Source organism: Qipengyuania xiapuensis (assembly GCF_019711395.1).
GTDB classification, from domain to species: domain Bacteria; phylum Pseudomonadota; class Alphaproteobacteria; order Sphingomonadales; family Sphingomonadaceae; genus Qipengyuania; species Qipengyuania xiapuensis.
In genome coordinates this window covers 260,176-281,791 of sequence record NZ_JAIGNL010000001.1, presented here as the reverse complement: position 1 = coordinate 281,791, position 21,616 = coordinate 260,176, and the positions used below count along the sequence as shown (strand labels likewise).

Below are 21,616 nucleotides of genomic sequence, written 5' to 3'. Positions count from 1 at the left end.
GTTAAAAACGACGCGCAATCAGCGTGCAAGGCAACATCCATGGGGGAAAGAGCATGTTGCAGACAATTCTCATCGCCATCGCGACCATCGCAGTGCTTGTCGGCGGCTTCCTTTTCCTGCGCCGCTGGCTCAACTGGGGGCCGCAGGAAATCCCCTGCGAGCATTTCCACGACCACGTCCACCATGCAGCGCCCAGCCGCTTCATCCGCGACATCCAGCGCGACGCGGTGGTCGACCATCACGATGAAGAGCCCGATCCCATGGCGGGCGAGTTCAAGGACATGGTCACGCGCGCTGCGGCCCCCGCGTTGAAGAGCGCGCCGCGCCCAAAGGCCGAAGAGGCCGCGATGAGCGAGCGCGAGAAGGTGCTGATGCTGTCGGGCGGCGGGCAGTGGGGTGCCTATGGCGCGGGACTGTTCAAGACGCTCCACGATCGCAGCCCCAATGGCCTGGCGATCAACAACGTGCGCATCATCACCGGCATTTCGACCGGCTCGCTTCAGACGATCCTGCTGATGGTCGCACTCGACGGCAAGGCGAAGGAGGAGACCCGCCGCTACGCGATGGAGCGGCTTGAATGGGGTTACTCGCCGACCAAGGAGAGCGATGTCGTCGACAATCGCGGCATGATCCAGATGCTGCTGCGCGGCGCGCAGGCCGGCACCGGTCCTTTGCGCAAGCGCATCCGCAATGCCGTCTTCGAGAACGGCGATCCGACCATGCTCGAGGCGATCCGCGACAGCTCGATCGCCGGCTACATCGGATTCGTGGAGGCACATTGCGGCCTGTTCCATTATGTCGACGTACGCGGGCTGGTGCGCGACGCTCCCAACTGGGAAAGCGCCGTCGATGCGCTCACTGCGGCGACCATGGCGTCGTCCGCCATGCCGGTGTTCCACCAGCAGCTCCGCGTCACCAAGAGCAAGCATGGCGACCGCTCGCTCTATGACGGCGGCGTACGGCGTTCGGTCTTCTTCGAACGCGCGATGGAAGCCATGCACGACGAGGTTCGCAGGCAGGCGGGACACCCCGACGACGAGAACCCCGCGGGTCACGAGCAGGAAGAAGTCACGCCCGATTTCTTCGTGGTCCGCAACGGCCCGACCGTGCGCAAGCCCGACCCCGATCTCGATGCGAATGACGGCCCTCTCGCCAATGGCCAGCGCGGCTACGACCTGCTGGTCAACGAGAGCGAGATCGGCGCCATCGCCAACCTGCGCCTGCTCAATCCGCACGGCCGCATCTGGGTGACGACGGCCGACGGCTACGACGATTTCGAATGCCAGTGCGAAGGCGCGGACTGCAGCAAGGAAAGCGAGATGTTCAAGCCCGCCTTCATGGCGTGCCTGCGCGACCTCGGCCGTCACAAGGTCGAACGCGAAGGCGGCCCCTGGTGGGAAATGGCGACGCTCGACCCGCGCTCAACGCCCAATCGTCATGGTCACCATCACGCCTGATGCCCGCTCGCTCCCCGCGATCCGCTCGCGGGCCTGGACATCCAAGTCGATGAAGCCCCGCGCCGCGCTGGTTTCGGTTTCATCGAACCAGTGGCGCAGCGACATCCCGGCGCCTGCGCCGATGGCTTCCTCCGCGATCCGGCCTGTATCGAGGTCGGCACGCGCAACCGCATAGGGAGTAAGCGTGGTCGCGCCCCCGTCGATGAAGAAAGAGCGTCCGAATCGGCCTTCCGCCACCGCATAGGTGACGTCTGCATCGAGCAGGTAGGATGCGTCGGCATAGTAATGTGCGTAGGTCCAGTTGCGCTTGCCGGTTTCCGGCTCGAGGCCCCGCCCGCCCGAGACAAGGGCGCGCAGCGACCAGTCGTCCAGCGCTTCATCGTCGATGGCCACAAGCCTGCTCGCCTCGAGATTGAGGTTGAGCGAAGCAATGGGCTTGTAACGAATTCCCACCCAGCCCTGCGTCGTATCGCGTGTCGCCGCATCGCCCGACAGGAACTCGGACTGGAAAACCCGCGCAAAGACGCTGACGGGCCGGCCGTTGCGCCATCCCCCGATACGGCGCGAAACCTCGGCGCCCACCTGCCATGCCTCGTCATTGCCGAGCGGCAGGCTGACGGGACCGATGGGCCGATCGGCAGAGCTGTAGCCCGCCTGCAAGAGAAAGGCCCAGTCACGCGAAAGCTCGCGGGTCTCGCGGCGAATGGCGTTGCGTTTCGCTGGCGAGAGCGGCTCCGGTTCATCTTCGTCGAGCGCCAGCCCGATTTCGAAGAACCGCACGGCGCGCGCATCGAGCCCTTCGCGCTTGGCACTGTATCCCGCGTCGAGAGCACTCTGGCGCGAGAACCCTGAGTACAGCGCCTCGTCAGCTAGGATGGCCTGTGCCGCCGCATCGTCGCCTGCCGAGATGGCGACCATCGCCCAGTCGAGCGAGCTTCGCGCCTCAAGGGCATCATCCGCCAGGGCGGAGCCGACGACAACCCGCGCCTCATCCCGCCTGCCCGCGCTGACAAGCTGCAAGGCCTGCGCACGCAGGAGATAGCTCCGGCGCTCGGCATCGGTCTCGTTCTTCGCGGCATTGAAGAAGGCCTCCGCCGCATCGGCGTGCTGATCCAGCTTCGCGCGCGCCTCGCCAATCAGGGCCCACCAGACGGAATTGTCCGGATCGCGGGCGAGAGCATCCTCTGCCGCGCGGGCCGCTTCGGCGTATTGTCCGGATTCGTAAGCCAGGAAGGGATCGTCCGCGGCATCGCGCGCGAGCGCAGACGATGCCAGGCAGACAGACAAAAGCACGCCGAACGCAGCCTTGTGCATCCGCTCCCCCTCCCGTTGAACACAAGGGAGTGCAGCATGGATGCGCCAAGCGCAAGTGCTTGATTTTTCGAAAGGCTTGCCCCCTTCGCGTGAAGGGGACTGTTGGTGCGGTCGAGAAGACTCGAACTTCCACGGCCTTGCGGCCACAACGACCTCAACGTTGCGCGTCTACCAGTTCCGCCACGACCGCACACAGTCTGCATCGGAAGCGAATCTCACATGTGAGACCAGCTGCTCCCGCCGGTAGGAGCGCGCCCCTAGCAACAGCTTCGCAGGGCGGCAAGCACCTATTTTCGACTATGCGTTCAGAGAGGGGCCCAACCCACGTCGGCATAGACCGCTCCGCGCGGCACATCGGTCCGCGCTTCGTCGATCGTGATCGTCTCCCCGGGGGCGAGCGTGGGCTGCGGGGGCTGCACCACCCAGCTGTAAACCTGGCGCTCGCGCTGGTCGAGCATGACGATCAGCACCGGCGGAAGCTTGCGCGCCTCGCGGGCGGTGTTGGTCACCTCGATGCGGGCGGTGAACATCCAGGTCTTGTTCTCCAGCTCGCGCCAGCGCTGCTGGTCGGCCGGGAATGCAATCTGAAGGTCGGGCTGGGCCTCGCCGAACAGCGGCTTTTCAACCGGCCACCAGGTTGGCGTGCCGTAGCGCGTCATCGCGAACAGTGCGCCTGCCGCCAGCAGGGCGAAGATCGCTGCGGCCCAGGTCCAGAGCTTCAGCGTATTGCGGCGCGGGCCGAAGGGCGGCGAACGGTCGAACCGCGAAACGAGATCGTCTTCGTGGACGGGCTCTTCTTCGGGCTCAGCGTCGAAACTGGGCTCGCGGTGCGCGGGCTCGTCGTAGGACGGGGGCGGCGTCTCGTCGAAATCGGGCAGGCTCTCGCGGGCGCTTGCCGGCGGTACAAGTTCGCTCTCGGCGACCTCGTCGGCAGGCTCGGGCTGCGGTGGTGGTGGAGGCGCGGGAGCGGGCGCCGGAGCAGTAACAGCTTCGCTCTCGCTCACCGCTTCCGCGCTCGATCCTTCCTGGAACCACGAATGCTTGCACTTGGCGCAGCGCACGGTCCGGCCATCGACGCCGATGGCGCTGTCGGGCACGACATAACGGGTGCTGCAGGCCGGGCAGGCAATAATCATGGTGAACAGAGGCTCTATCGGGGCTGGCGAATCACGACAAGCGGCGGAGCTGTGCGCGAAAGGCCTAAGCGGCTTTTTTCCACACCGAAGGGGGGTTATAGGCCCCAATTAAAGCAATGAGCCCGGTATTTCCCCTTCCCCAATCGGCCAAGAGCCCGCGGTGAGCGTCGCGGAAAGCGATATCGTGCAGTTCGATAATGTCGGACTGCGCTACGGAACCGAGCGCGAGGTCCTGTCGAATATTTCGTTCACGCTGTTTTCCGGGCGGTTCTACTTCCTCACCGGCGAAAGCGGCGCGGGCAAGACTTCGCTTCTAAAGTTGCTGTACCTCGCCCAGCGCCCGTCGCGCGGGGCGATCCGCATGTTCGGACGCGACGTCATCACCCTGCCGCGCGACAAGCTGCCCGCCTATCGCCGCCGGATGGGCGTGGTGTTCCAGGACTTCCGGCTCGTCGACCACTTGTCCGCGTTCGACAACATTGCCCTGCCGCTGCGTGTCTCGGGCGTACGCGAAGCCGACCTGCGCGGTCCGGTCGAGGACATGCTCGAATGGGTCGGTCTCGCCAATCGCGCCAATGCGCGCCCCGCCACGCTCTCGGGCGGCGAGCAGCAGCGCGTCGCGATTGCGCGCGCGGTCATCGGGCGGCCCGAGATCCTCGTGGCCGACGAACCGACCGGCAACGTCGATCCCGACATGGCATTGAAGCTCATGCGGCTGTTCGAGGCGCTCAACCGCCTCGGCACGACCGTGGTGGTGGCGACCCACGACCTGCAATTGCTGCGCAAGGTGCCCGACAGCCTGATCATGCGGCTGAGCAACGGGACGATGCTCGATCCGACCGGCGCGCTCAAATACCCGCCGCGGCGTGGAGGAACGGGCGCATGACCAAGCGGCCTCCCACTATCGGCAGCGCGGTCGACCGCGGCCTTGCGCCCTTTCGCGGAAGGCGCGCCGCCCATCTCCTGCCGCGAGCGCGGTTCGGCGGACCGATCCCCTGGGTGATCGCGGTCATGGTGGCGCTCACCGTGCTTGCCGCCGGCGGCGCGCTCGCCCTGTCCAACATGGTCTCGAGCGCCCGCGGCGATCTTGCCGGAAGCGCTACCGTCCAGGTCATCGAGGCCAATCCGGAAGCACGCGCGGCGAAGGTCGCGGTGGTCGTCGACCTGCTCGCACAGGACGAGGCGGTCTCCGGTTTCAACGTCGTGCCGGAAGCCGAAGTCGCGGAACTGCTCGAACCCTGGCTGGGCGGCAGCGAAGGCATGGAGGCGGTCCCGCTCCCGGCACTTGTCGATGTCGAATTACGCGACTCAGCCGGTCCGGCCGAACTCGAACGGCTCGGTGCAGCCATCGAGGACGCCGCACCCGGCTCGCGCATCGACAGCCAGGCGCAATGGCTCGCGCCGGTCCTCTCCGCGCTACGCGCCCTCCAGCTCATGGCGCTGGGGATGATCGCGCTGCTCGCCTTCGTCGGCGCGGCGGCGGTCTGGCTGGCTGCCCGCAACGTTCTGGGAGGAAACCGCGACACGATCGAGATCGTCCACCTGCTCGGCGGCAATGACGACCAGATCGCCCGTGTCTTCCAGAGGTCGATCCTGTTCGACGCCATTGCCGGCGGCCTGCTCGGCCTCGTCGCAGGAGCAGTCTTCATCGCCTTCATGGCCTCGCGCTTCGCTGCGCTCGATTCCGGAATGGTTGCAGGAGGGACACTCTCCGCCTTCGATTGGGCAATTCTTGCCCTCATCCCGCTTTTCGCGGTCGGAATTGCCGTCTACACCGCGCGCATGACGGTTATCTCCAGCTTGCGGAAAATGCTGTGATCCTACGCTTCCTTGCAGCGCTTTTCCTGATCTACGCCTTCGGCTTTCTCGCCTTCGCGGTCTCGCTGCCTGCGCCTGCCGCGAAGACGGAAACCGATGCGGTGATCGTCCTGACCGGCGGCCAGGGCCGTATCGCGCGCGGCATCGAAGTGGTCGAGCAGGGCATGGCCAAGGAAATGTTCGTCTCGGGCGTCGATCCGGAGGTGAAGCCCGCAGAATTCGCCGAGCAGTTCGAGGTCTCGAACCGCCTGATGAATTGCTGCGTCACGCTCGGCTTCCTCGCTGTCGACACGCGCAGCAATGCCGGCGAAGTCGCGCAGTGGATGAAGGAAAAGGAGTTCACCTCCGCCCGTCTCGTGACGACCGACTGGCACATGGCGCGCGCCCATTCGGAGGTCTCCGGATCGCTGCCCGCCGACACCAGGATCGTGAAAGATGCAGTGGTTTCGCACCCCGATCTCGCCACGCTCTTCCTCGAATACAACAAGCTGCTGGCCTCGGAGATTTCGCAGGGGCTGCCGGTCTGATCCGATGATCCTGTTGCGCAATATCGCCTTCTACCCGGCGTTCTATATCGGCTCGTTCCTGATCACCGCAGCTTCGCTGCTGAGCGCGCCCTTCTCGCTCGACGCCTTCCGCGCGCGAGTGCGCAACTGGGCCCAATGGCAGCGCTGGTGCCTGAAGCACATCATCGGCGCCGAGCTCGTGATCGAAGGCGAACCGCAAGACGAGCCGGTCCTTTACGCAATCAAGCACGAGAGTTTCTTTGAGGCGATCGACGCACCCGCGCTGCTCGATTGCCCCTCGGTCTTCGCCAAGAAAGAGCTCTTCGCCATTCCCGGATGGGGCCGCGCAGCGCTTGCCTACGGCCTTATTCCCGTCGCGCGCGACCAGGGCGCCAAAATGCTTATGGCCATGATCAGGAGCGCGAAGGGCATGATTGCCGACGGACGCCCTCTGGTCATCTTTCCCGAAGGCACGCGCGTCCCGCATGGCGAACGGCGCGAACTGCAGGCGGGGTTCGCAGGGCTCTACAAGATGCTCGGCCTGCCGGTCGTGCCGGTCGCGGTCGAAAGCGGGCCGGTCTATCACCGCAGGCTCAAGCGCCCCGGCACGATCACCTACAAATTCGGTGAACCGATCCCGCCGGGCCTTCCGCGCGACGAGGTCGAGCGCAAGGTCCTCGACGCGATCAACGCGCTCAACGACTAGGCTGCTTCGGCAGCTTTCCTCAGGATTGCAGCGATTTCGTCCATCTGCCTGGGCGTGCCGATGGTGATGCGGAGGCCGTGCGGCAGGCCCTGACCGGGCAAGTGACGCACGGCGTATCCGCCCTCTGCAAGAGCAGCGAGCGCGGCCTGAGCGGTGAGCTTGCCTTCGAACAGGACCAGCAGGAAATTGGCCTTGCTCGGTATGGCGCGCAGGCCGTGGTTGCCCATGCCGGCAATGGCATCGGCGAAGCGCGCCAGCTCGCGATTGTTCTCTTCGCGCGAGCGGTCGACGAAGGCCTGGTCTTCAAGACCCGCGATGGCCGCCTTCTGGCCCGAGTTCGTCACATTGAACGGCCCGCGAATGCGGTTGAGCGCATCGACGAGGTGCGGCGCGCCGGTCGCCCAGCCGATGCGTTCTCCCGCGAGGCCATAGATCTTCGAGAAGGTGCGCGTGACGAGCACATTGTCATGCGCCGCGGCAAGTGCGAGCCCGCCATCATCCTCGCCCTCTTCGAGATATTCGCCATAGGCCTGGTCGACCACCAGCAGCACGTCTGCCGGAAGGCCAGCATGCAGGCGCTCGATCTCGCCGCGCGGCAGGAAGGTGCCGGTCGGATTGTTCGGGTTGGCTAGGAAGACGACCCGGGTGCGCTCGGTCACCGCGCCGAGGAGCGAGTCGACATCGGTCGCATAGTCGCGGTCCGGCGCCTCGACCGGGGTCGCGCCGCAGCGGCGCGCGGCGATCTCGTAGACGATGAAGGAGAAGCGCGCATAGAGCACCTCGTCGCCCGGTCCGGCAAAGCCCTGCGCGGCAAGGTTGAGCAATTCGTCCGAGCCGGTCCCGCAAACGATCAACTCAGGATCGATACCGTGGACCTCGCCGATCTTGGCGCGCAGCGCGGTTGCGTCCGGATCGGGATAGCGCGCGGGCGATGCGGGTTCGGCGAGCGCCGCGAGTGCATCGGGACTGCAGCCGAGCGGGTTCTCATTGGCCGAGAGCTTGACCAGCTCGCGCCCGTCGGCGCCCTTGCTCTTGCCGGGGACATAGGCGTGGATCTTCTCGATCCAGGGTTTCATCTGTGGTGCGTCTGCCATTTCGGCTTCGGCGCATGAAAGAAAAAGCGCCCTTCGACAAGCACCTGTTGCGGCGCTAGAGGCTTGAAGCATGGCCGGGGCATCCAAGACGCTGCAATTGCCGAACCCGCTGCCGCTCGACGGCGGCGGCTCGCTGGCGGATGCGGTGATCGCATACGAGACCTATGGCGAACTCGACGAAGATCGCTCCAATGCCATCCTCCTGTGCCACGCGCTGACCGGCGACCAATACGTCGCCTCGCCCCATCCCGTGACCGGAAAGCCGGGCTGGTGGGAGCGGATGGTGGGCCCGGGCAAGCCTATCGATACCGCTCGCTATCATGTCATCTGCGCCAACGTCATCGGCAGCTGCATGGGCTCCTCGGGCCCCGCGAGCGTGGCGTCGGACGGCAAGCCCTATGCGATGCGCTTCCCGGTCATCACCATCCGCGACATGGTGCGCGGGCTGGTGGCGCTGCTCGACGAGCTGGAGATCGAGACGCTGCACGCGGTGGTCGGCGGATCGATGGGCGGGATGCAGGCGCTGAGCCTTGCCGCCAACTGGCCCGAACGCGCCGCGCGCGTGCTCGTCATCGCTTCGACCAGCCGCCATTCGGCGCAGAACATCGCCTTTCACGAGCTCGGCCGGCAGGCGGTGATGGCCGATCCGAACTGGCGGCAGGGCGACTATTACGACGCGGCGGACCAGCCCGATGCAGGCCTCGCCGTGGCGCGCATGGCGGCGCACATCACTTACCTGTCGGAAGAGGCGCTGACCGAGAAGTTCGGCCGCAACCTGCAGGATCGCGAAGCGAAGAGCTTCGGCTTCGATGCCGATTTCCAGGTCGAAAGCTATCTGCGCTACCAGGGGAGCGGCTTCACCCAGCGCTTCGATGCGAACAGCTACCTCTATATCACCCGCGCGATGGACTATTTCGATCTCGCCGAAGAGCATGGCGGCAAGCTCGCCGATGCCTTTGCCGGGACAGCTGCGCGCTTCTGCCTCGTCAGCTTCGACAGCGACTGGCTCTATCCGACCAGTGAAAGCCGCCACGTGGTGCGTGCACTCAATGCGGCCGGCGCCGCGGTGAGTTTCGTCGAGCTTTCCGCACCGCATGGACACGACAGCTTCCTGCTCGACGTCCCCGCGCTCGACCGCGTGGTGAAAGGCTTCATCCAATGAGCTTGCGGCCCGACCTTGCGGCCATTGCGGAGGCCATCGCGCCCGCATCGCGCGTCCTCGACATCGGTTGCGGCGACGGCGCGCTGCTCGCGAACCTGCGCGACGCCAAGCAGGTCGATGCGCGCGGCATGGAGATCGACGGGGCCTGTGTCGAACGCTGCGTGGCGCAGGGGCTTTCGGTGGTGCAGGGCGACGCCAATCGCGACCTTGCCGACTATCCCGACAAGGGTTTCGACTACACCGTCCTCAGCCAGACGCTGCAGACCGCCACGCGGCCAGACGAGATGCTCGATCAGCTGCTGCGCGTCGGGCGGCAGGCCTTTGTCAGCTTTCCCAATTTCGCGCACTGGCGCACTCGCTCGGCGCTGATGTTCGGCGGGAAGATGCCGGTGACGCGCGCCATTCCGGTGAGCTGGTACGAGACGCCGAACATTCACCACGTCACCGTGAAGGACTTCCGCGAACTCGCCCGCGAAAAGGGCGCGAAGATCGAACGTGAGTGGTTCTTCTCGGGCGGAACGCCGGTGACCGCAGGCACCAACTGGCGCGCTGAGTTCGCGGTCTTCCAGCTCAGCCGTTGATCGGCTAGCCGGGCGGAGGCTCGGCCTTGCTGCCGCGCCCGAAGAAACCTCGCACCAGCTTGCGCGCGACCCAGATCAGCCAGACGACGAAGGCCAGCAGCACCAGCGCGATCGCGCCGGCCGCGTAGGGATACTCATAGGCGAGGTAGAGCAGGCCAACCGTCGCCACGTCCTCGACCGAGGACACCGCGATATTGCTTACCGGCTCGGGGCTGGCGTTCACTACCCCGCGCGCACCCGCCTTGCCCGCATGGGCAGTCAGCGCCGCACCGCCGCCCAGGAGGAAGGCCACGACCTGTGTCGCAGGGTCCGCCGGATCGATGATTGCCAGCGCGAGCAGCGCCCCGCCGATCGGGCGCACGAAGGTGTGGATCGCATCCCATGCGCTATCGAGCCACATCACCTTGTCGGCGAAGAATTCGGCGACCGCGGCGACTGCGGCCAACCCCATGACCCACGGGTTGGCGAGCACGTCGAGGCTCTGCAAATGGTTGGGCAGCGGGATTGCCTCCATCCGCATGGCGAGGCCGGTTGCGAAGATGCTCAGGTAGAGCCGCCAGCCTGCCAGCAGGCTGACGCTTCCGGCTATCCCGATGATTTCCATAATGCCCATGCGCCGGACTATGCGCCTCTTTTGCCCGCTCGTCCAACTGCTTGCCGGTTTCGACAAATGCCGATTGATCGATCGGGCGCTCACTGGCTATGAGGTGTGTGACACAACTAATACGGAGAGGCAGATGCCGTTTTCTTTCAAGCCCCTGCTCGCCTGCTGCGCCGCGAGCCTCGCATTGGCGGGCTGCAGCCACACCTACAACTCGCACGATGCCAACTGGGTGGGCGAGCGCACGGTCGGCTCCGGCACCATCGCGCAGGAAGAGCGCGAGGTGGAGGCGGCCGATACACTCGTGCTCTCCGCGCCGGTGAATGTGCTGCTGACGATGGGCGAGCCCTCGCTGACGGTCGAGGCCGATGACAATCTGCTCGATTTCATCGTGATCGAACAGGATGGCGGCAGGCTGACCATCCTTGCTGAAGGCACCTACACCACGCGCAATCCCTTCAACGTCTATCTCTCGCTGCCGTCCGTTGCCCGGATCGAGAGCCCATCTGCGGGCGATATCGAAATCCAGGGCTGGGCAGCCGAAGGGCTCGATGTCGAAAGCAGCGGCTCGGGCGACATCGCCTTCGAAGGTGCGCTCGGCTCGCTCAAGGCGCTCGCCCGCGGTTCGGGCGACATCGACTTTTCGAATTCCGCCATCGGCAGCGTCGATGCCGATGCCAACGGCTCGGGCGACATTGCCTTCGGTCCGGTAGGAAATCTCGACGCGCGGGTGAGCGGATCGGGTGACATCATCGCCTCCGATGTCGGCAATCTCATCGCGTGGAACAACGGCTCGGGAGACATTCTCTATCTCTCGGCCAAGAATGTCGAGATCCTGAACCACACCGGCTCGGGCGACATCAGGGAGCGCTAGGTCTCAACCCCTTCGCAAGGCTTCGACATCATAGGGCTTGCCGAATGCGCCGCGCGGGATTTCGAGTTTCTCGCGCGGCCAGCCGCCCCCGTCGGCGACGGCGGCATAGGTGCTTTCGAGAAAAGCCATGAGCGCGGCCTCGGGATCATCGCTATTCCGGACTGCTTCGTAGGGCAGGACGAATTCGCCGAGGTCGGCGAGCCAGTAGGCTTCCTCCGGCTTGACTTCCGCCTCCGAGAATCCCTCGGGCGTGGGATAGCCATAGGCATAGAAGGCCGCCTCATCGACTCCGCCGCCGCCGAGCCAGAAGCCGGCACTCGCGACTTCGTGGCTATAGGCTTCGCGCGTCACGTGGTCGGGCAGGTTGGGAAAGCCCCCGGGATGGAGCGGCGCCTCTCTGCCGGAGAAGCGGGTCACGGCAAGGTCGAAGCTGCCCCAGAACAGGTGGCTCGGGCTGGACTTGCCGACGAAGCCCGAACGGAACCGCTCGAATACGCGGTTGGCATCGGAGAAGGCGCGGTGAATGCGGGCGAGTGTCGCCTCGTCCCACGCTCTTCCGCGCGTATCCTGGGCAAAGGGAATCGCGTCCTCGACCTCGTTCGGCGCGCCTGAAATGGAAGTGTCTGCGCCTGCAAGACGGAGCAGTTCAGCGAGCTGCTCATGAAAACGCTGGACCGTCTGGCCGGTTACTTCGAAACCGTCGGCAAAGCCGGTCGATGTCTCGACCGCGACCGCGCTCGACAGGCAGTCGAAAGTTACCTCGACCTCGCCGCCTGGCATCTCCACCGGATAGCTTCGAAAGCCGCGCGGCACGACGCGAAGGGCAAGATGCCAGCTGTGATTGCACCACGGCAGCGCGCGGGTCGGAAGCTTGCCGACGACCTGCAAATAGGCGTGAAGGCTCTCGATGACCGGTTGGTCAGCGGCGAAATCGAGCGCGGGCCAGCGCTGGGTCATGTCTCGTCTCCCTCGGACCGGTGGGCGGACCGGCCCCTTGCAAACCTAACGCGACCCGCAGGGTTTGGCTCCGCCTTGGCTCCAAAACGGCAACGGCGCCGGCGATCCGTGAAGATCGCCGACGCCGCTCAATGGCTTTGCCCGGGGGCAAATGCGCCTTAGAAGATCTCGAAGAGACCCGCTGCGCCCATGCCGCCGCCGACACACATGGTGACGACGCCGTATTTCGCGCCGCGGCGCTTGCCTTCGATCAGCGTGTGGCCGACGCAGCGAGCGCCGGTCATGCCGTAGGGGTGGCCGATCGAGATCGAGCCGCCGTTGACGTTGAGGATGTCGTTGTCGATGCCCAGCTTGTCGCGGCAGTAGAGCACCTGCACGGCGAAGGCCTCGTTCAGCTCCCACAGGCCGATGTCGTCGACCTTGAGGTCGAACCTTTCGAGCAGCTTGGGAATGGCGAAGACCGGGCCGATACCCATTTCGTCGGGCTCAGTGCCGGCGACGGCCATGCCGACATAGCGGCCGAGCGGCTCGAGGCCCTTCTTCTCGGCGACCTTGGCTTCCATCAGGATCGAAGCCGAGGAACCGTCCGAAAGCTGCGAGGCGTTGCCTGCGGTGATCGTGGTGCCCGGACCCATGACCGGGTTGAGCGAGGCAAGGCCTTCGAGCGTGGTCTGCGGGCGGTTGCCCTCGTCCTTGGCGATGGTGACTTCCTTGTCGGAAATCTCGCCGGTTTCCTTGTCCTGCACCTTCATGGTGGTGGTGACAGGGACGATCTCGTCGTCGAACTTGCCGGCTTCCTGCGCTGCGGCAGTGCGCTGCTGCGACTGGAGGCCGTATTCGTCCTGTGCTTCGCGGCTGATGCCATAGCGCTGGGCAACCGTTTCGGCGGTCTGCAGCATCGGCATGTAGATGGCGCCGTGCATCGCGATCAGCTCGGGATCGGGCATCACGCGCATTTCCTTGGTCTGGACGAGCGAGATGCTTTCCTGGCCGCCGGCTGCAACCACGTCCATGCGGTCGGTGATGATCTGCTTGGCGGCGGTGGCGATCGTCATCAGGCCCGAGGAGCACTGGCGGTCGATGGTCATGCCGCTGACCGAGATCGGGCAGCCTGCACGCAGCGCGACCTGGCGGCCGAGGTTGCCGGCCTGCGCGCCCTGCTGGAGCGCGGCGCCCCAGAGCACGTCGTCGATCTCGCCGGCGTCGATACCGGCGCGCTCGATGGCGGGCTTCAGCGAGTGGGCACCCAGCGTCGCGCCGGGAGTGGCGTTGAAGCCGCCCTTGTAGGCCCGGCCGATAGCGGTACGGGCGGTGGATACGATGACTGCGTCACGCATGGTCATTCCTTAGAGTCTTGAGTGGTTGAACGTCTGTTCCTCGCTGGGGAGGAGGGGAAAATCAGACGAAGAACTGCATGATCCATTCGGTGATCAGGGCCGGCTTGTCCTCGCCCTCGATCTCGATGGTGATCTCGTGCGTCTGCTGCCACTGGCCGGGGCGCTTCTCGACCAGTTCGAGCAGCTTCCAGTGGCCGCGGATACGCTTGCCGCTGCGGACCGGCGAGATGAAGCGCGTCTTGTTGCCGCCGTAGTTCACGCCCATTTTCACGCCGTCGACCTTGGGCAGGTCCGAGTTGGCCGAGAGGTAGGGGATCATCGAGAGCGTCAGGAAGCCGTGGGCGATGGTGCCGCCGAAGGGGGTCATCTTGGCAGCTTCTTCGTTGACGTGGATGAACTGGTGATCACCCGTCGCCTCGGCGAACATGTTGATCCGTTCCTGGCTCATCTCGACCCATTCGCTGGTGCCGATCTGTTCGCCAACCTTCTCTGCTACTTCCTGGGGGGTCATGGGTACCTCTCCTTGAAAATCGTGGCCTTTGCGCGACTCCGCGAGCGCGCTTGCGGCGGGACTCATGGCGCATGCGGGGGTGGCGCGCAACCGCCGGAAAACTGCCGTTACGGCATGGCCGGACCCGCAACACGGCCTTCGCACCCATCGCTCGCAGACAGCTTCGCGTTATCGCGCAATTAACCAAGCGGTGCTAAGCGCCGAAGCCGGATTTCACTTTGGATTTAGCATGAGCGACGACTGGACAGATCAGGGCATGGCATCGAAGCGGTGGTTCAAACCCGCCGTTGCCGTGTGGTTCGCGCTGCTGCTTGGCGGCGGTCTCTTCCTCATGCCCTCCACCATCCATGCGAGCATCGCGCAGGCGACGGGCATTACCGGCCGCCTCCTCGTCTCGGCCATCGTCGGCGTATTCGGCCTCATGCTCGGCTGGGCCATCGCCTCGCGCATCGCTGCTGCCACTGCGCCGCGTGCGATCGCCCCGGGGCTCGAGCCGCACGAGGCAGACGATTGGGACGATGGCGAAGTGATGGAAGAAGAACCACGCCGTCGCCGTGTCTTCTCGGCACGCGAGGACATCGGCGAGGATGGCATCGGTGTCGCCGAAGAGGTCGCGGCGGAGGAAGAGGTAGAGCCTTCGCGTGCCTTCGAGGACATCCTGGCAGACATTCCCGACGCTGTGCCGGAGGAAGGCTGGGAAGAGGAGAGCGATCCGATCGAACTCTCCGAGGAGCACGCATTCCCGCATGAGGATCGCGAACACGAAGAGACCTTCGTCATCGAGGAAGCGGAGTTCGAAACGATCGAGGAGGATATCGCGGAAGACGAACCGCCGGCGGCCCTTACCGAGGAAGCACCGGCTGAAGCTCCGCTTGCCGACCTCTCGCTCAAGCAGCTCGAAGACCGGCTCGCCGCCGCGCTCGACAGCCGCAAGCAGGCCGCAAAGGTGAGTACGCCCGAGGCACCGCCTCATGCGGCTGCCGAGGAGGAAGCACCGGCGCCTTACGACGATCCGGCCGAATCCCAGCTCGACGATCCCGACGAGGATGATCCCGTCATCGCATTCCTGCGCCGGGAAGCATCGCGCAAGATGCCCGAAAAAACCCCCGAGCCGCCGCAGCGCGACTATGACGCGCAGGCAGCCCTGCGCGAAGCGCTGGACAAGCTGGGCAGGGTCGGCAAGCCGGGCGACTGACGCTACGGAAATCCTTGCGGCCAAGTCGCTGGCGGCCAATGCGGATACCTATTCGTGATTGCTGCAATGCAGCAAAGTCCGGGAAATCTTGGGCCTCGTGAAATTTTGCTACGCGCGAGTCCCATTGCAAAACTGTATTCTTGCCTTCAAAAGGCCTCCACGCGACATTTTGGCGGCGGCGCATATCGCGCTGCACAATTTCGCCCGCTCCCGGTCCGCAGCCTGCGGCAAGTGGAGACGGGACAGGTGGAGGACGCTTCGGCGAATGCAGGTACCGGCTCAATTCCAACCCTCGGGTGAGGGGCTCTACGATCCGCGCAACGAGCACGATGCCTGCGGCGTCGGCATGGTCGCGCATATCAAGGGTGAAAAGAGCCACGCGATTGTCGAGCAGGCGCTCACGATCCTCGCCAATCTCGACCACCGCGGCGCGGTCGGTGCCGATCCGCTGCTGGGTGACGGCGCGGGCATCCTGATCCAGACGCCCGACCCGCTGATCCGCAAGTGGGCCGATGCCGAGGGTCATGTCCTGCCGGACGAAGGCGATTATGCGCTCGCCATGTGCTTCCTCCCGCAGGAGGACGAGGCGCGCGAGTTCGTCGAGAAGCAGCTCGAACGCTTTGCCGAGAAGGAAGGCCAGCGCGTCGTCGGCTGGCGTGACGTGCCGACCACGCTGGACGGGCTCGGCGATGCGGTCATCGCCTCGATGCCGGTGATCCGCCAGTGCGTGATCGCGCGCGGCACCAATTGCCTCGACCAGGACGCCTTCGAACGCAAGCTGGTGGTCATCCGCAAGCAGACGCTGAACCCGCTCGCTGCGCTGGAAGAGAAGCACGGCATCCCCGGCCTCAGCCAGGCATACATCCCGAGCTTCTCTTCACGCACGGTGGTCTACAAGGGCCTGCTGCTCGCTAACCAGGTCGGCAGTTTCTACGAAGATCTGCGCGATCCCGATTGCGTCTCCGCGCTCGGCCTCGTGCACCAGCGTTTCAGCACCAACACCTTCCCCAGCTGGCGCCTCGCCCACCCCTATCGCTTCATGGCGCACAATGGCGAGATCAACACGGTTCGCGGCAATGTGAACTGGATGGAAGCGCGTCGCCGCACGATGGAAAGCGACCTGCTCGGCGCCGACCTCGACAAGATGTGGCCGCTGATCCCGCATGGCCAGTCGGACACTGCCTGCCTCGACAATGCTCTCGAGCTGCTGCTGACCGGTGGCTACAGCCTCGCGCATTCGATGATGATGCTCATGCCCGAGGCATGGGCGAAGAACGAGCTGATGGATCCAGCGCGCCGCGCATTCTACGAATATCACGCCGCGCTGATGGAACCGTGGGACGGCCCTGCGGCCGTATGCTTCACCGACGGACGCCAGATCGGTGCCTGCCTCGATCGCAACGGCCTGCGGCCCGCGCGCTGGTGCACCACCAAGGACGATCTCGTCGTGCTCGCCTCGGAAAGCGGCGTGCTGCCGTTCGCCGAAGAGGACATCACCCGCAAGTGGCGCCTCCAGCCGGGCAAGATGCTGCTTATCGATCTCGAGGAAGGCCGCATCGTCGAGGACGAGGAACTCAAGGCCGATCTCGCCGCAGCCCAGCCCTACGAGGCGTGGCTCGAGAAGGCGCAGTACAAGCTCGAGGACCTCGACCATATCGATCCCGAGCTGTCCGAAATCCCCAAGAGCGAGCTCGCTCTGCTCAAGCGCCAGCAGGCCTTCGGCTACACGCAGGAAGACCTCTCGCGCTTCCTCGAACCCATGGCCGCCAAGGGCGAGGACCCGATCGGCTCGATGGGCACCGACACGCCGATCGCCGTGCTCAGCGAAAAGAGCCGCCTGCTCTACGACTATTTCAAGCAGAACTTTGCGCAGGTGACGAACCCGCCGATCGACCCGATCCGCGAGGAGCTGGTGATGAGCCTGCTCTCGATGATCGGCCCGCGCCCGAACCTGCTGGGCCGCGACGGCGGTACGCACAAGCGCCTCGAGGTGAAGCAACCGATCCTCACGAACGACGACCTGGCGAAGATCCGCTCGGTCGAGGTCGCGCTGGACGGCGCATTCCGCACCGCCACGATCGACATCACCTGGGATGCGAGCACCGGGGCCGACGGCCTTGCCATGGCGCTGAAGGAGATGTGCTGGGCGGCGACCGAGGCCGTGCTCGGCGATGCCAACATCCTGATCCTGTCTGACCGCGCACAGGGGCCCGAGCGTATCGCCATGCCCGCGCTACTCGCGACGGCGGCCGTGCACCACCAGCTGGTGCGGCAGGGCCTGCGCATGCAGACCGGTCTCGTTATCGAGACGGGCGAAGCGCGCGAGGTGCATCACTTCTGCGCGCTCGCAGGCTACGGCGCGGAAGGCATCAACCCCTATCTCGCCTTCGAGACCATCGAGGCGCTGCGCGCGAAGAAGCTGCCCGAACTCGATCCGGGCGATGTCCAGGCCAACTTCGTCAAGGGCGTGGGCAAGGGCATCCTCAAGGTCATGTCCAAGATGGGCATTTCGACCTACCAGTCATACTGCGGCGCGCAGATCTTCGACGCGGTCGGCCTCTCGTCCGAGTTCGTCGACACCTATTTCACCGGCACCGCGACAACGATCGAGGGCATCGGCCTCAAGGAAGTCGCGCGCGAGACGGTGAAGCGCCATGCGCAGGCCTTCGGCGACAGCCCGCTCTACAAGGGCATGCTCGATGTCGGCGGTATCTACCAGTACCGCATCCGCGGCGAGGACCATGCCTGGACCCCGCAGAACATTGCCAACCTCCAGCACGCCGTTCGCGGGAACGACATCAAGAATTATGATGAGTTCGCCCGCAGCGTGAACGAGCAGTCCGAACGCCTGCTGACGATCCGCGGGCTGATGGAGCTGAAGAAGGCCGAGCGTCCGCTCGAACTCTCCGAAGTCGAACCGGCTGCCGAGATCGTGAAGCGTTTCAGCACCGGCGCGATGAGCTTCGGCTCTATCAGCCACGAGGCGCATTCGACGCTGGCCATCGCGATGAACCGCATCGGCGGTCGCTCGAACACCGGCGAAGGCGGCGAGGAGCCCGAGCGCTTCCGCCCGCTCGACAATGGCGATTCGATGCGCAGCCGCATCAAGCAGGTGGCATCGGGCCGCTTCGGCGTGACCACCGAATACCTCGTCAATTCGGACGATATCCAGATCAAGATGGCGCAGGGCGCAAAGCCCGGCGAAGGCGGCCAGCTGCCCGGCCACAAGGTCGACAAGCGCATCGGCAAGGTGCGCCATTCGACGCCGGGCGTGGGCCTGATCTCGCCGCCGCCACACCACGACATCTATTCGATCGAGGATCTCGCTCAGCTGATCCACGACTTGAAGAACGTCCAGCCGAACAGCCGTATCTCGGTGAAGCTGGTGTCCGAGGTCGGCGTGGGCACGGTCGCCGCCGGCGTTTCCAAGTCGAAAGCCGATCACCTCACCATCTCGGGCTATGAAGGCGGCACCGGCGCAAGCCCGCTGACCAGCCTGACGCACGCCGGCTCCCCGTGGGAAATCGGTCTTGCCGAAACGCAGCAGACGCTGCTCCTCAACGATCTTCGCAGCCGTATCGCGGTGCAGGTCGACGGGGGCCTGCGCACGGGCCGTGATGTTGCCATCGGCGCGCTGCTGGGTGCGGACGAGTTCGGCTTCGCCACCGCCCCGCTGATCGCGGCGGGCTGCATCATGATGAGGAAGTGCCACCTCAACACCTGCCCGGTTGGCGTCGCGACGCAGGACCCGGTTCTGCGCAAGCGCTTTACCGGCACGCCCGAGCACGTGATCAACTATTTCTTCTTCGTCGCAGAGGAACTGCGCCAGATCATGGCCGAGATGGGCTTCCGCACGGTCGAGGAAATGGTCGGCCGCGTCGACAAGCTCGACATGCGCCGCGTGACCCGCCACTGGAAGGCGCACGGCGTGGACCTCACGCGGATCCTGCACGCGGTCCCGCTCGACGAGGGCAAGCCGCTGCACCACACCGAAGGTCAGGACCACGGCCTTGCAGCAGCCATGGACGTCGAGCTGATCGAAGCCTGCAAGCCGGCCATCGAAAGCGGCCAGGCGGTGCAGATCAGCCGCGAGATCCGCAATGTGAACCGCACCGTCGGCACCATGCTTTCGGGCCGGATCGCCGAGGCGCATGGCCATGAAGGCCTAAAGCACGACACCATCCGCATCGACCTCACCGGTGTCGCCGGACAGAGCTTTGGCGCGTGGCTCGCACATGGCGTGACCATGAGCCTTACGGGCGATGCCAACGACTATGTCGGCAAGGGCCTCTCGGGTGGTCGCATCGCCGTGAAGCCGCCGGAAAGCGTTGGCCGCGAACCGACCGACAACATCATCGTCGGCAACACGGTGCTCTATGGCGCGATCGCGGGCGAAGCCTACTTCGCCGGTGTCGCGGGCGAGCGTTTCGCCGTGCGCAATTCGGGCGCGGTCGCCGTGGTCGAGGGCACGGGCGACCATGCACTCGAATACATGACCGGCGGCACCGTCTGCATCCTCGGCAAGACCGGGCGCAACGTGGCCGCAGGCATGAGCGGCGGTATCGCCTACGTTTACGACCCGGATGGCGAGTTCGAAAAGCTGGTCAACCACGCGCAGGTCGACGTGCTCGACGTGAAGACGGGTGACGGCGAGGGCGCGGAGAAGAGCTGGGGCAAGCCGCAGCAGCGCGCCGTCAGCGTCGACAATCCGGGCATGGGCGATCCGCTCTACCACGATGCCGAACGCCTGAAGGTGCTGGTCGAGCGCCACTATCTCCACACCGGCTCGGCCCGCGCCAAGGCGCTGCTCGATGACTGGGCGAACGAACTGAAGAACTTCCGCAAGGTGATGCCGCGCGACTACCAGCGCGCATTGAAGACGCTCGAGGACGAGCGCGAGGATGCGGCAATGGAGGCTGCCGAATAATGGGCAAGGAAACCGGCTTTCTCGAATACGAGCGCGAGGATCGCACCTACATCGATCCGGCGGAACGGCTGAAGAACTACAAGGAATTCGTGGTCCCGCACGACCCCGAGGCGCTGCGCAAGCAGGCCGCGCGCTGCATGAACTGCGGCATTCCTTACTGTCACAACGGTTGTCCGGTGAACAACATCATCCCGGACTGGAACCACCTCGTCTACGAGGACGACTGGAAGAATGCGCTCGAGGTCCTGCACTCGACCAACAACTTCCCCGAATTCACCGGCCGCATCTGCCCCGCCCCGTGCGAGGCGGCCTGTACGCTCAACATCGTCGACGCGCCGGTGACGATCAAAAGCATCGAGTGCGCGATCGTCGACAAGGGCTGGCAGGAAGGCTGGATCAAGCCGCAGGTGCCCGCAAAGCAGACCGGAAAGTCGGTCGCAGTGATCGGTTCGGGCCCGGCAGGCCTTGCCGCCGCGCAGCAGCTGGCGCGCGCCGGCCATGCTGTCACGGTGTTCGAGAAGAGCGACCGCATCGGCGGGCTGCTTCGTTACGGCATCCCCGACTTCAAGATGGAGAAGCACCTCATCAACCGCCGCGCGGTGCAGATGGAGGCCGAGGGCGTCCAGTTCCGCACATCGAGCGAGGTCGGCGTGGAAGTCAGCTTCGAGGCGCTGAAAGAGAATTTCGACGCGGTGGTCCTTGCAGGCGGCGCGGAAGAAGCGCGCCAGCTCGACATTCCGGGCGCAGAGCTTCCCGGCGTTCGCCTCGCGATGGAATTCCTCACCCAGCAGAACAAACGCAATGCGGGCGACGACGAAGTGCGCGCCGCTCCGCGCGGCAGCCTGACTGCGACCGGCAAGCACGTGATCGTGATCGGCGGCGGCGACACCGGCAGCGACTGCGTGGGCACGAGCAACCGCCAGGGCGCGGCCAGCGTCACCCAGCTCGAAATCATGCCCAAGCCGCCCGAGCACGAGGACAAGGCGCTCACCTGGCCCGACTGGCCGGTCAAGCTGCGCACATCTTCCAGCCACGAGGAAGGCGTAGAGCGCGACTGGGCCGTGATGACCAAGCGCGTGGTCGAGGAAGGCGGCGATGTCGCTGGCCTCGAATGCGTTCGCATTGAATGGGTCGACGGCAAGATCCAGGAGATCGAGGGCAGCGAATTCACGCTGAAGGCCGACCTCATCCTTCTCGCCATGGGCTTCACCGGCCCCAAGCGTCGCGGATTGCTCGACCGTGCCGGCGTGGAGCTGGACGGACGCGGCAATGTCGCTGCCGACACGCAGTGGTACCTCACCAGCGAACCCAACGTCTTCGCCTGCGGCGACATGCGGCGCGGCCAGAGCCTCGTCGTCTGGGCCATTCGCGAAGGCCGCCAGTGCGCGCGTGCAGTGGACGAGGCGCTGATGGGCGTGAGCGAACTGCCGAGGTAAGCTC

18 protein-coding genes and 1 tRNA gene are annotated in these 21,616 nt (G+C 65.3%); 11 read left to right on the top strand and 8 right to left on the bottom strand.

The window, feature by feature from the left end; genetic code table 11:
- Nucleotides 1-53: 53 nt before the first annotated feature.
- A complete protein-coding gene (locus K3163_RS01455) occupies nt 54-1,457 on the top strand; it encodes a patatin-like phospholipase family protein (RefSeq protein WP_221427131.1) in 1,404 nt (467 codons plus the stop codon).
- Here the strand turns inward: K3163_RS01455 and K3163_RS01450 are convergent.
- The 3 genes from K3163_RS01450 to K3163_RS01440 all read right to left on the bottom strand — a co-directional run bounded on the left by K3163_RS01450 (nt 1,422) and on the right by K3163_RS01440 (nt 3,907).
- Nucleotides 1,422-2,771, bottom strand: a complete 1,350-nt coding sequence (locus K3163_RS01450) for a bacteriophage N4 adsorption protein A (RefSeq protein WP_221551275.1) — start codon at nt 2,769-2,771, stop codon at nt 1,422-1,424. The two genes, K3163_RS01455 and K3163_RS01450, sit on opposite strands and share 36 nt — an antisense overlap.
- A gap of 103 nt (nt 2,772-2,874) precedes the next feature.
- Nucleotides 2,875-2,961, bottom strand: a tRNA-Leu gene (locus K3163_RS01445).
- Between the two features lie 115 nt (nt 2,962-3,076).
- A complete protein-coding gene (locus K3163_RS01440; protein ID WP_221551266.1) occupies nt 3,077-3,907 on the bottom strand; it encodes a zinc-ribbon domain-containing protein in 831 nt (276 codons plus the stop codon).
- Between the two features lie 160 nt (nt 3,908-4,067).
- On the opposite strand from K3163_RS01440, the gene ftsE reads away from it, so the two are divergent.
- From ftsE to K3163_RS01420, 4 genes are read left to right on the top strand one after another with little or no spacing between them, the layout of a single operon-like run.
- A complete protein-coding gene (ftsE, locus tag K3163_RS01435) occupies nt 4,068-4,793 on the top strand; it encodes a cell division ATP-binding protein FtsE (protein WP_221551264.1) in 726 nt (241 codons plus the stop codon).
- The gene (locus K3163_RS01430; protein ID WP_221551262.1) at nt 4,790-5,725 is read left to right on the top strand and encodes a cell division protein FtsX; all 936 of its coding nucleotides are present in this window, start codon (nt 4,790-4,792) and stop codon (nt 5,723-5,725) included. Before ftsE ends, K3163_RS01430 begins: the two co-directional genes overlap by 4 nt.
- The gene (locus tag K3163_RS01425; protein WP_221427136.1) at nt 5,722-6,252 is read left to right on the top strand and encodes a YdcF family protein; all 531 of its coding nucleotides are present in this window, start codon (nt 5,722-5,724) and stop codon (nt 6,250-6,252) included. Before K3163_RS01430 ends, K3163_RS01425 begins: the two co-directional genes overlap by 4 nt.
- 4 nt (nt 6,253-6,256) lie before the next feature.
- On the top strand, nt 6,257-6,937 hold the full coding sequence (locus K3163_RS01420) for a lysophospholipid acyltransferase family protein (protein WP_221427137.1): 681 nt from the start codon (nt 6,257-6,259) through the stop codon (nt 6,935-6,937).
- On the opposite strand, the gene hisC is transcribed toward K3163_RS01420, so the two are convergent.
- Nucleotides 6,934-8,031, bottom strand: a complete 1,098-nt coding sequence (hisC, locus tag K3163_RS01415) for a histidinol-phosphate transaminase (protein ID WP_221551260.1) — start codon at nt 8,029-8,031, stop codon at nt 6,934-6,936. The two genes, K3163_RS01420 and hisC, sit on opposite strands and share 4 nt — an antisense overlap.
- Before the next feature lie 70 nt (nt 8,032-8,101).
- Here hisC and metX point away from each other — a divergent pair, with 70 nt between their 5' ends.
- On the top strand, nt 8,102-9,193 hold the full coding sequence (gene metX, locus K3163_RS01410; RefSeq protein WP_221551258.1) for a homoserine O-acetyltransferase MetX: 1,092 nt from the start codon (nt 8,102-8,104) through the stop codon (nt 9,191-9,193).
- Nucleotides 9,190-9,774, top strand: coding sequence for a methionine biosynthesis protein MetW (gene metW / locus K3163_RS01405; RefSeq protein ID WP_221551248.1), 585 nt, complete (start codon nt 9,190-9,192; stop codon nt 9,772-9,774). Before metX ends, metW begins: the two co-directional genes overlap by 4 nt.
- A 4-nt stretch (nt 9,775-9,778) precedes the next feature.
- On the opposite strand, the gene K3163_RS01400 is transcribed toward metW, so the two are convergent.
- Complete coding sequence (locus tag K3163_RS01400; protein WP_221551246.1) at nt 9,779-10,387, bottom strand: DUF4126 domain-containing protein; 609 nt, start codon at nt 10,385-10,387, stop codon at nt 9,779-9,781.
- A gap of 124 nt (nt 10,388-10,511) precedes the next feature.
- On the opposite strand from K3163_RS01400, the gene K3163_RS01395 reads away from it, so the two are divergent.
- Nucleotides 10,512-11,249: a GIN domain-containing protein gene (locus K3163_RS01395; RefSeq protein WP_221551243.1), complete on the top strand. Its 738-nt coding sequence runs from the start codon at nt 10,512-10,514 to the stop codon at nt 11,247-11,249.
- Nucleotides 11,250-11,252: 3 nt separating this feature from the next.
- On the opposite strand, the gene K3163_RS01390 is transcribed toward K3163_RS01395, so the two are convergent.
- The 3 genes from K3163_RS01390 to K3163_RS01380 form a co-directional block, all read right to left on the bottom strand.
- Nucleotides 11,253-12,206 (bottom strand): DUF5996 family protein, encoded by a 954-nt coding sequence (locus tag K3163_RS01390; RefSeq protein WP_221551242.1) that lies wholly within the window; start codon nt 12,204-12,206, stop codon nt 11,253-11,255.
- A gap of 158 nt (nt 12,207-12,364) precedes the next feature.
- A complete protein-coding gene (locus tag K3163_RS01385) occupies nt 12,365-13,543 on the bottom strand; it encodes an acetyl-CoA C-acyltransferase (RefSeq protein ID WP_221427144.1) in 1,179 nt (392 codons plus the stop codon).
- A gap of 61 nt (nt 13,544-13,604) precedes the next feature.
- Nucleotides 13,605-14,054, bottom strand: coding sequence for a MaoC family dehydratase (locus tag K3163_RS01380; RefSeq protein WP_221427145.1), 450 nt, complete (start codon nt 14,052-14,054; stop codon nt 13,605-13,607).
- Between the two features lie 229 nt (nt 14,055-14,283).
- Here K3163_RS01380 and K3163_RS01375 point away from each other — a divergent pair, with 229 nt between their 5' ends.
- The 3 genes from K3163_RS01375 to K3163_RS01365 all read left to right on the top strand — a co-directional run bounded on the left by K3163_RS01375 (nt 14,284) and on the right by K3163_RS01365 (nt 21,612).
- Nucleotides 14,284-15,249, top strand: a complete 966-nt coding sequence (locus tag K3163_RS01375) for a hypothetical protein (protein WP_221551241.1) — start codon at nt 14,284-14,286, stop codon at nt 15,247-15,249.
- A 265-nt stretch (nt 15,250-15,514) separates the two neighbouring features.
- Nucleotides 15,515-20,176: a glutamate synthase large subunit gene (gene gltB, locus K3163_RS01370; protein WP_221551232.1), complete on the top strand. Its 4,662-nt coding sequence runs from the start codon at nt 15,515-15,517 to the stop codon at nt 20,174-20,176.
- The gene (locus K3163_RS01365; RefSeq protein ID WP_221427148.1) at nt 20,176-21,612 is read left to right on the top strand and encodes a glutamate synthase subunit beta; all 1,437 of its coding nucleotides are present in this window, start codon (nt 20,176-20,178) and stop codon (nt 21,610-21,612) included. The genes gltB and K3163_RS01365 overlap by 1 nt, the downstream gene beginning before the upstream one ends.
- Nucleotides 21,613-21,616: the final 4 nt, after the last annotated feature.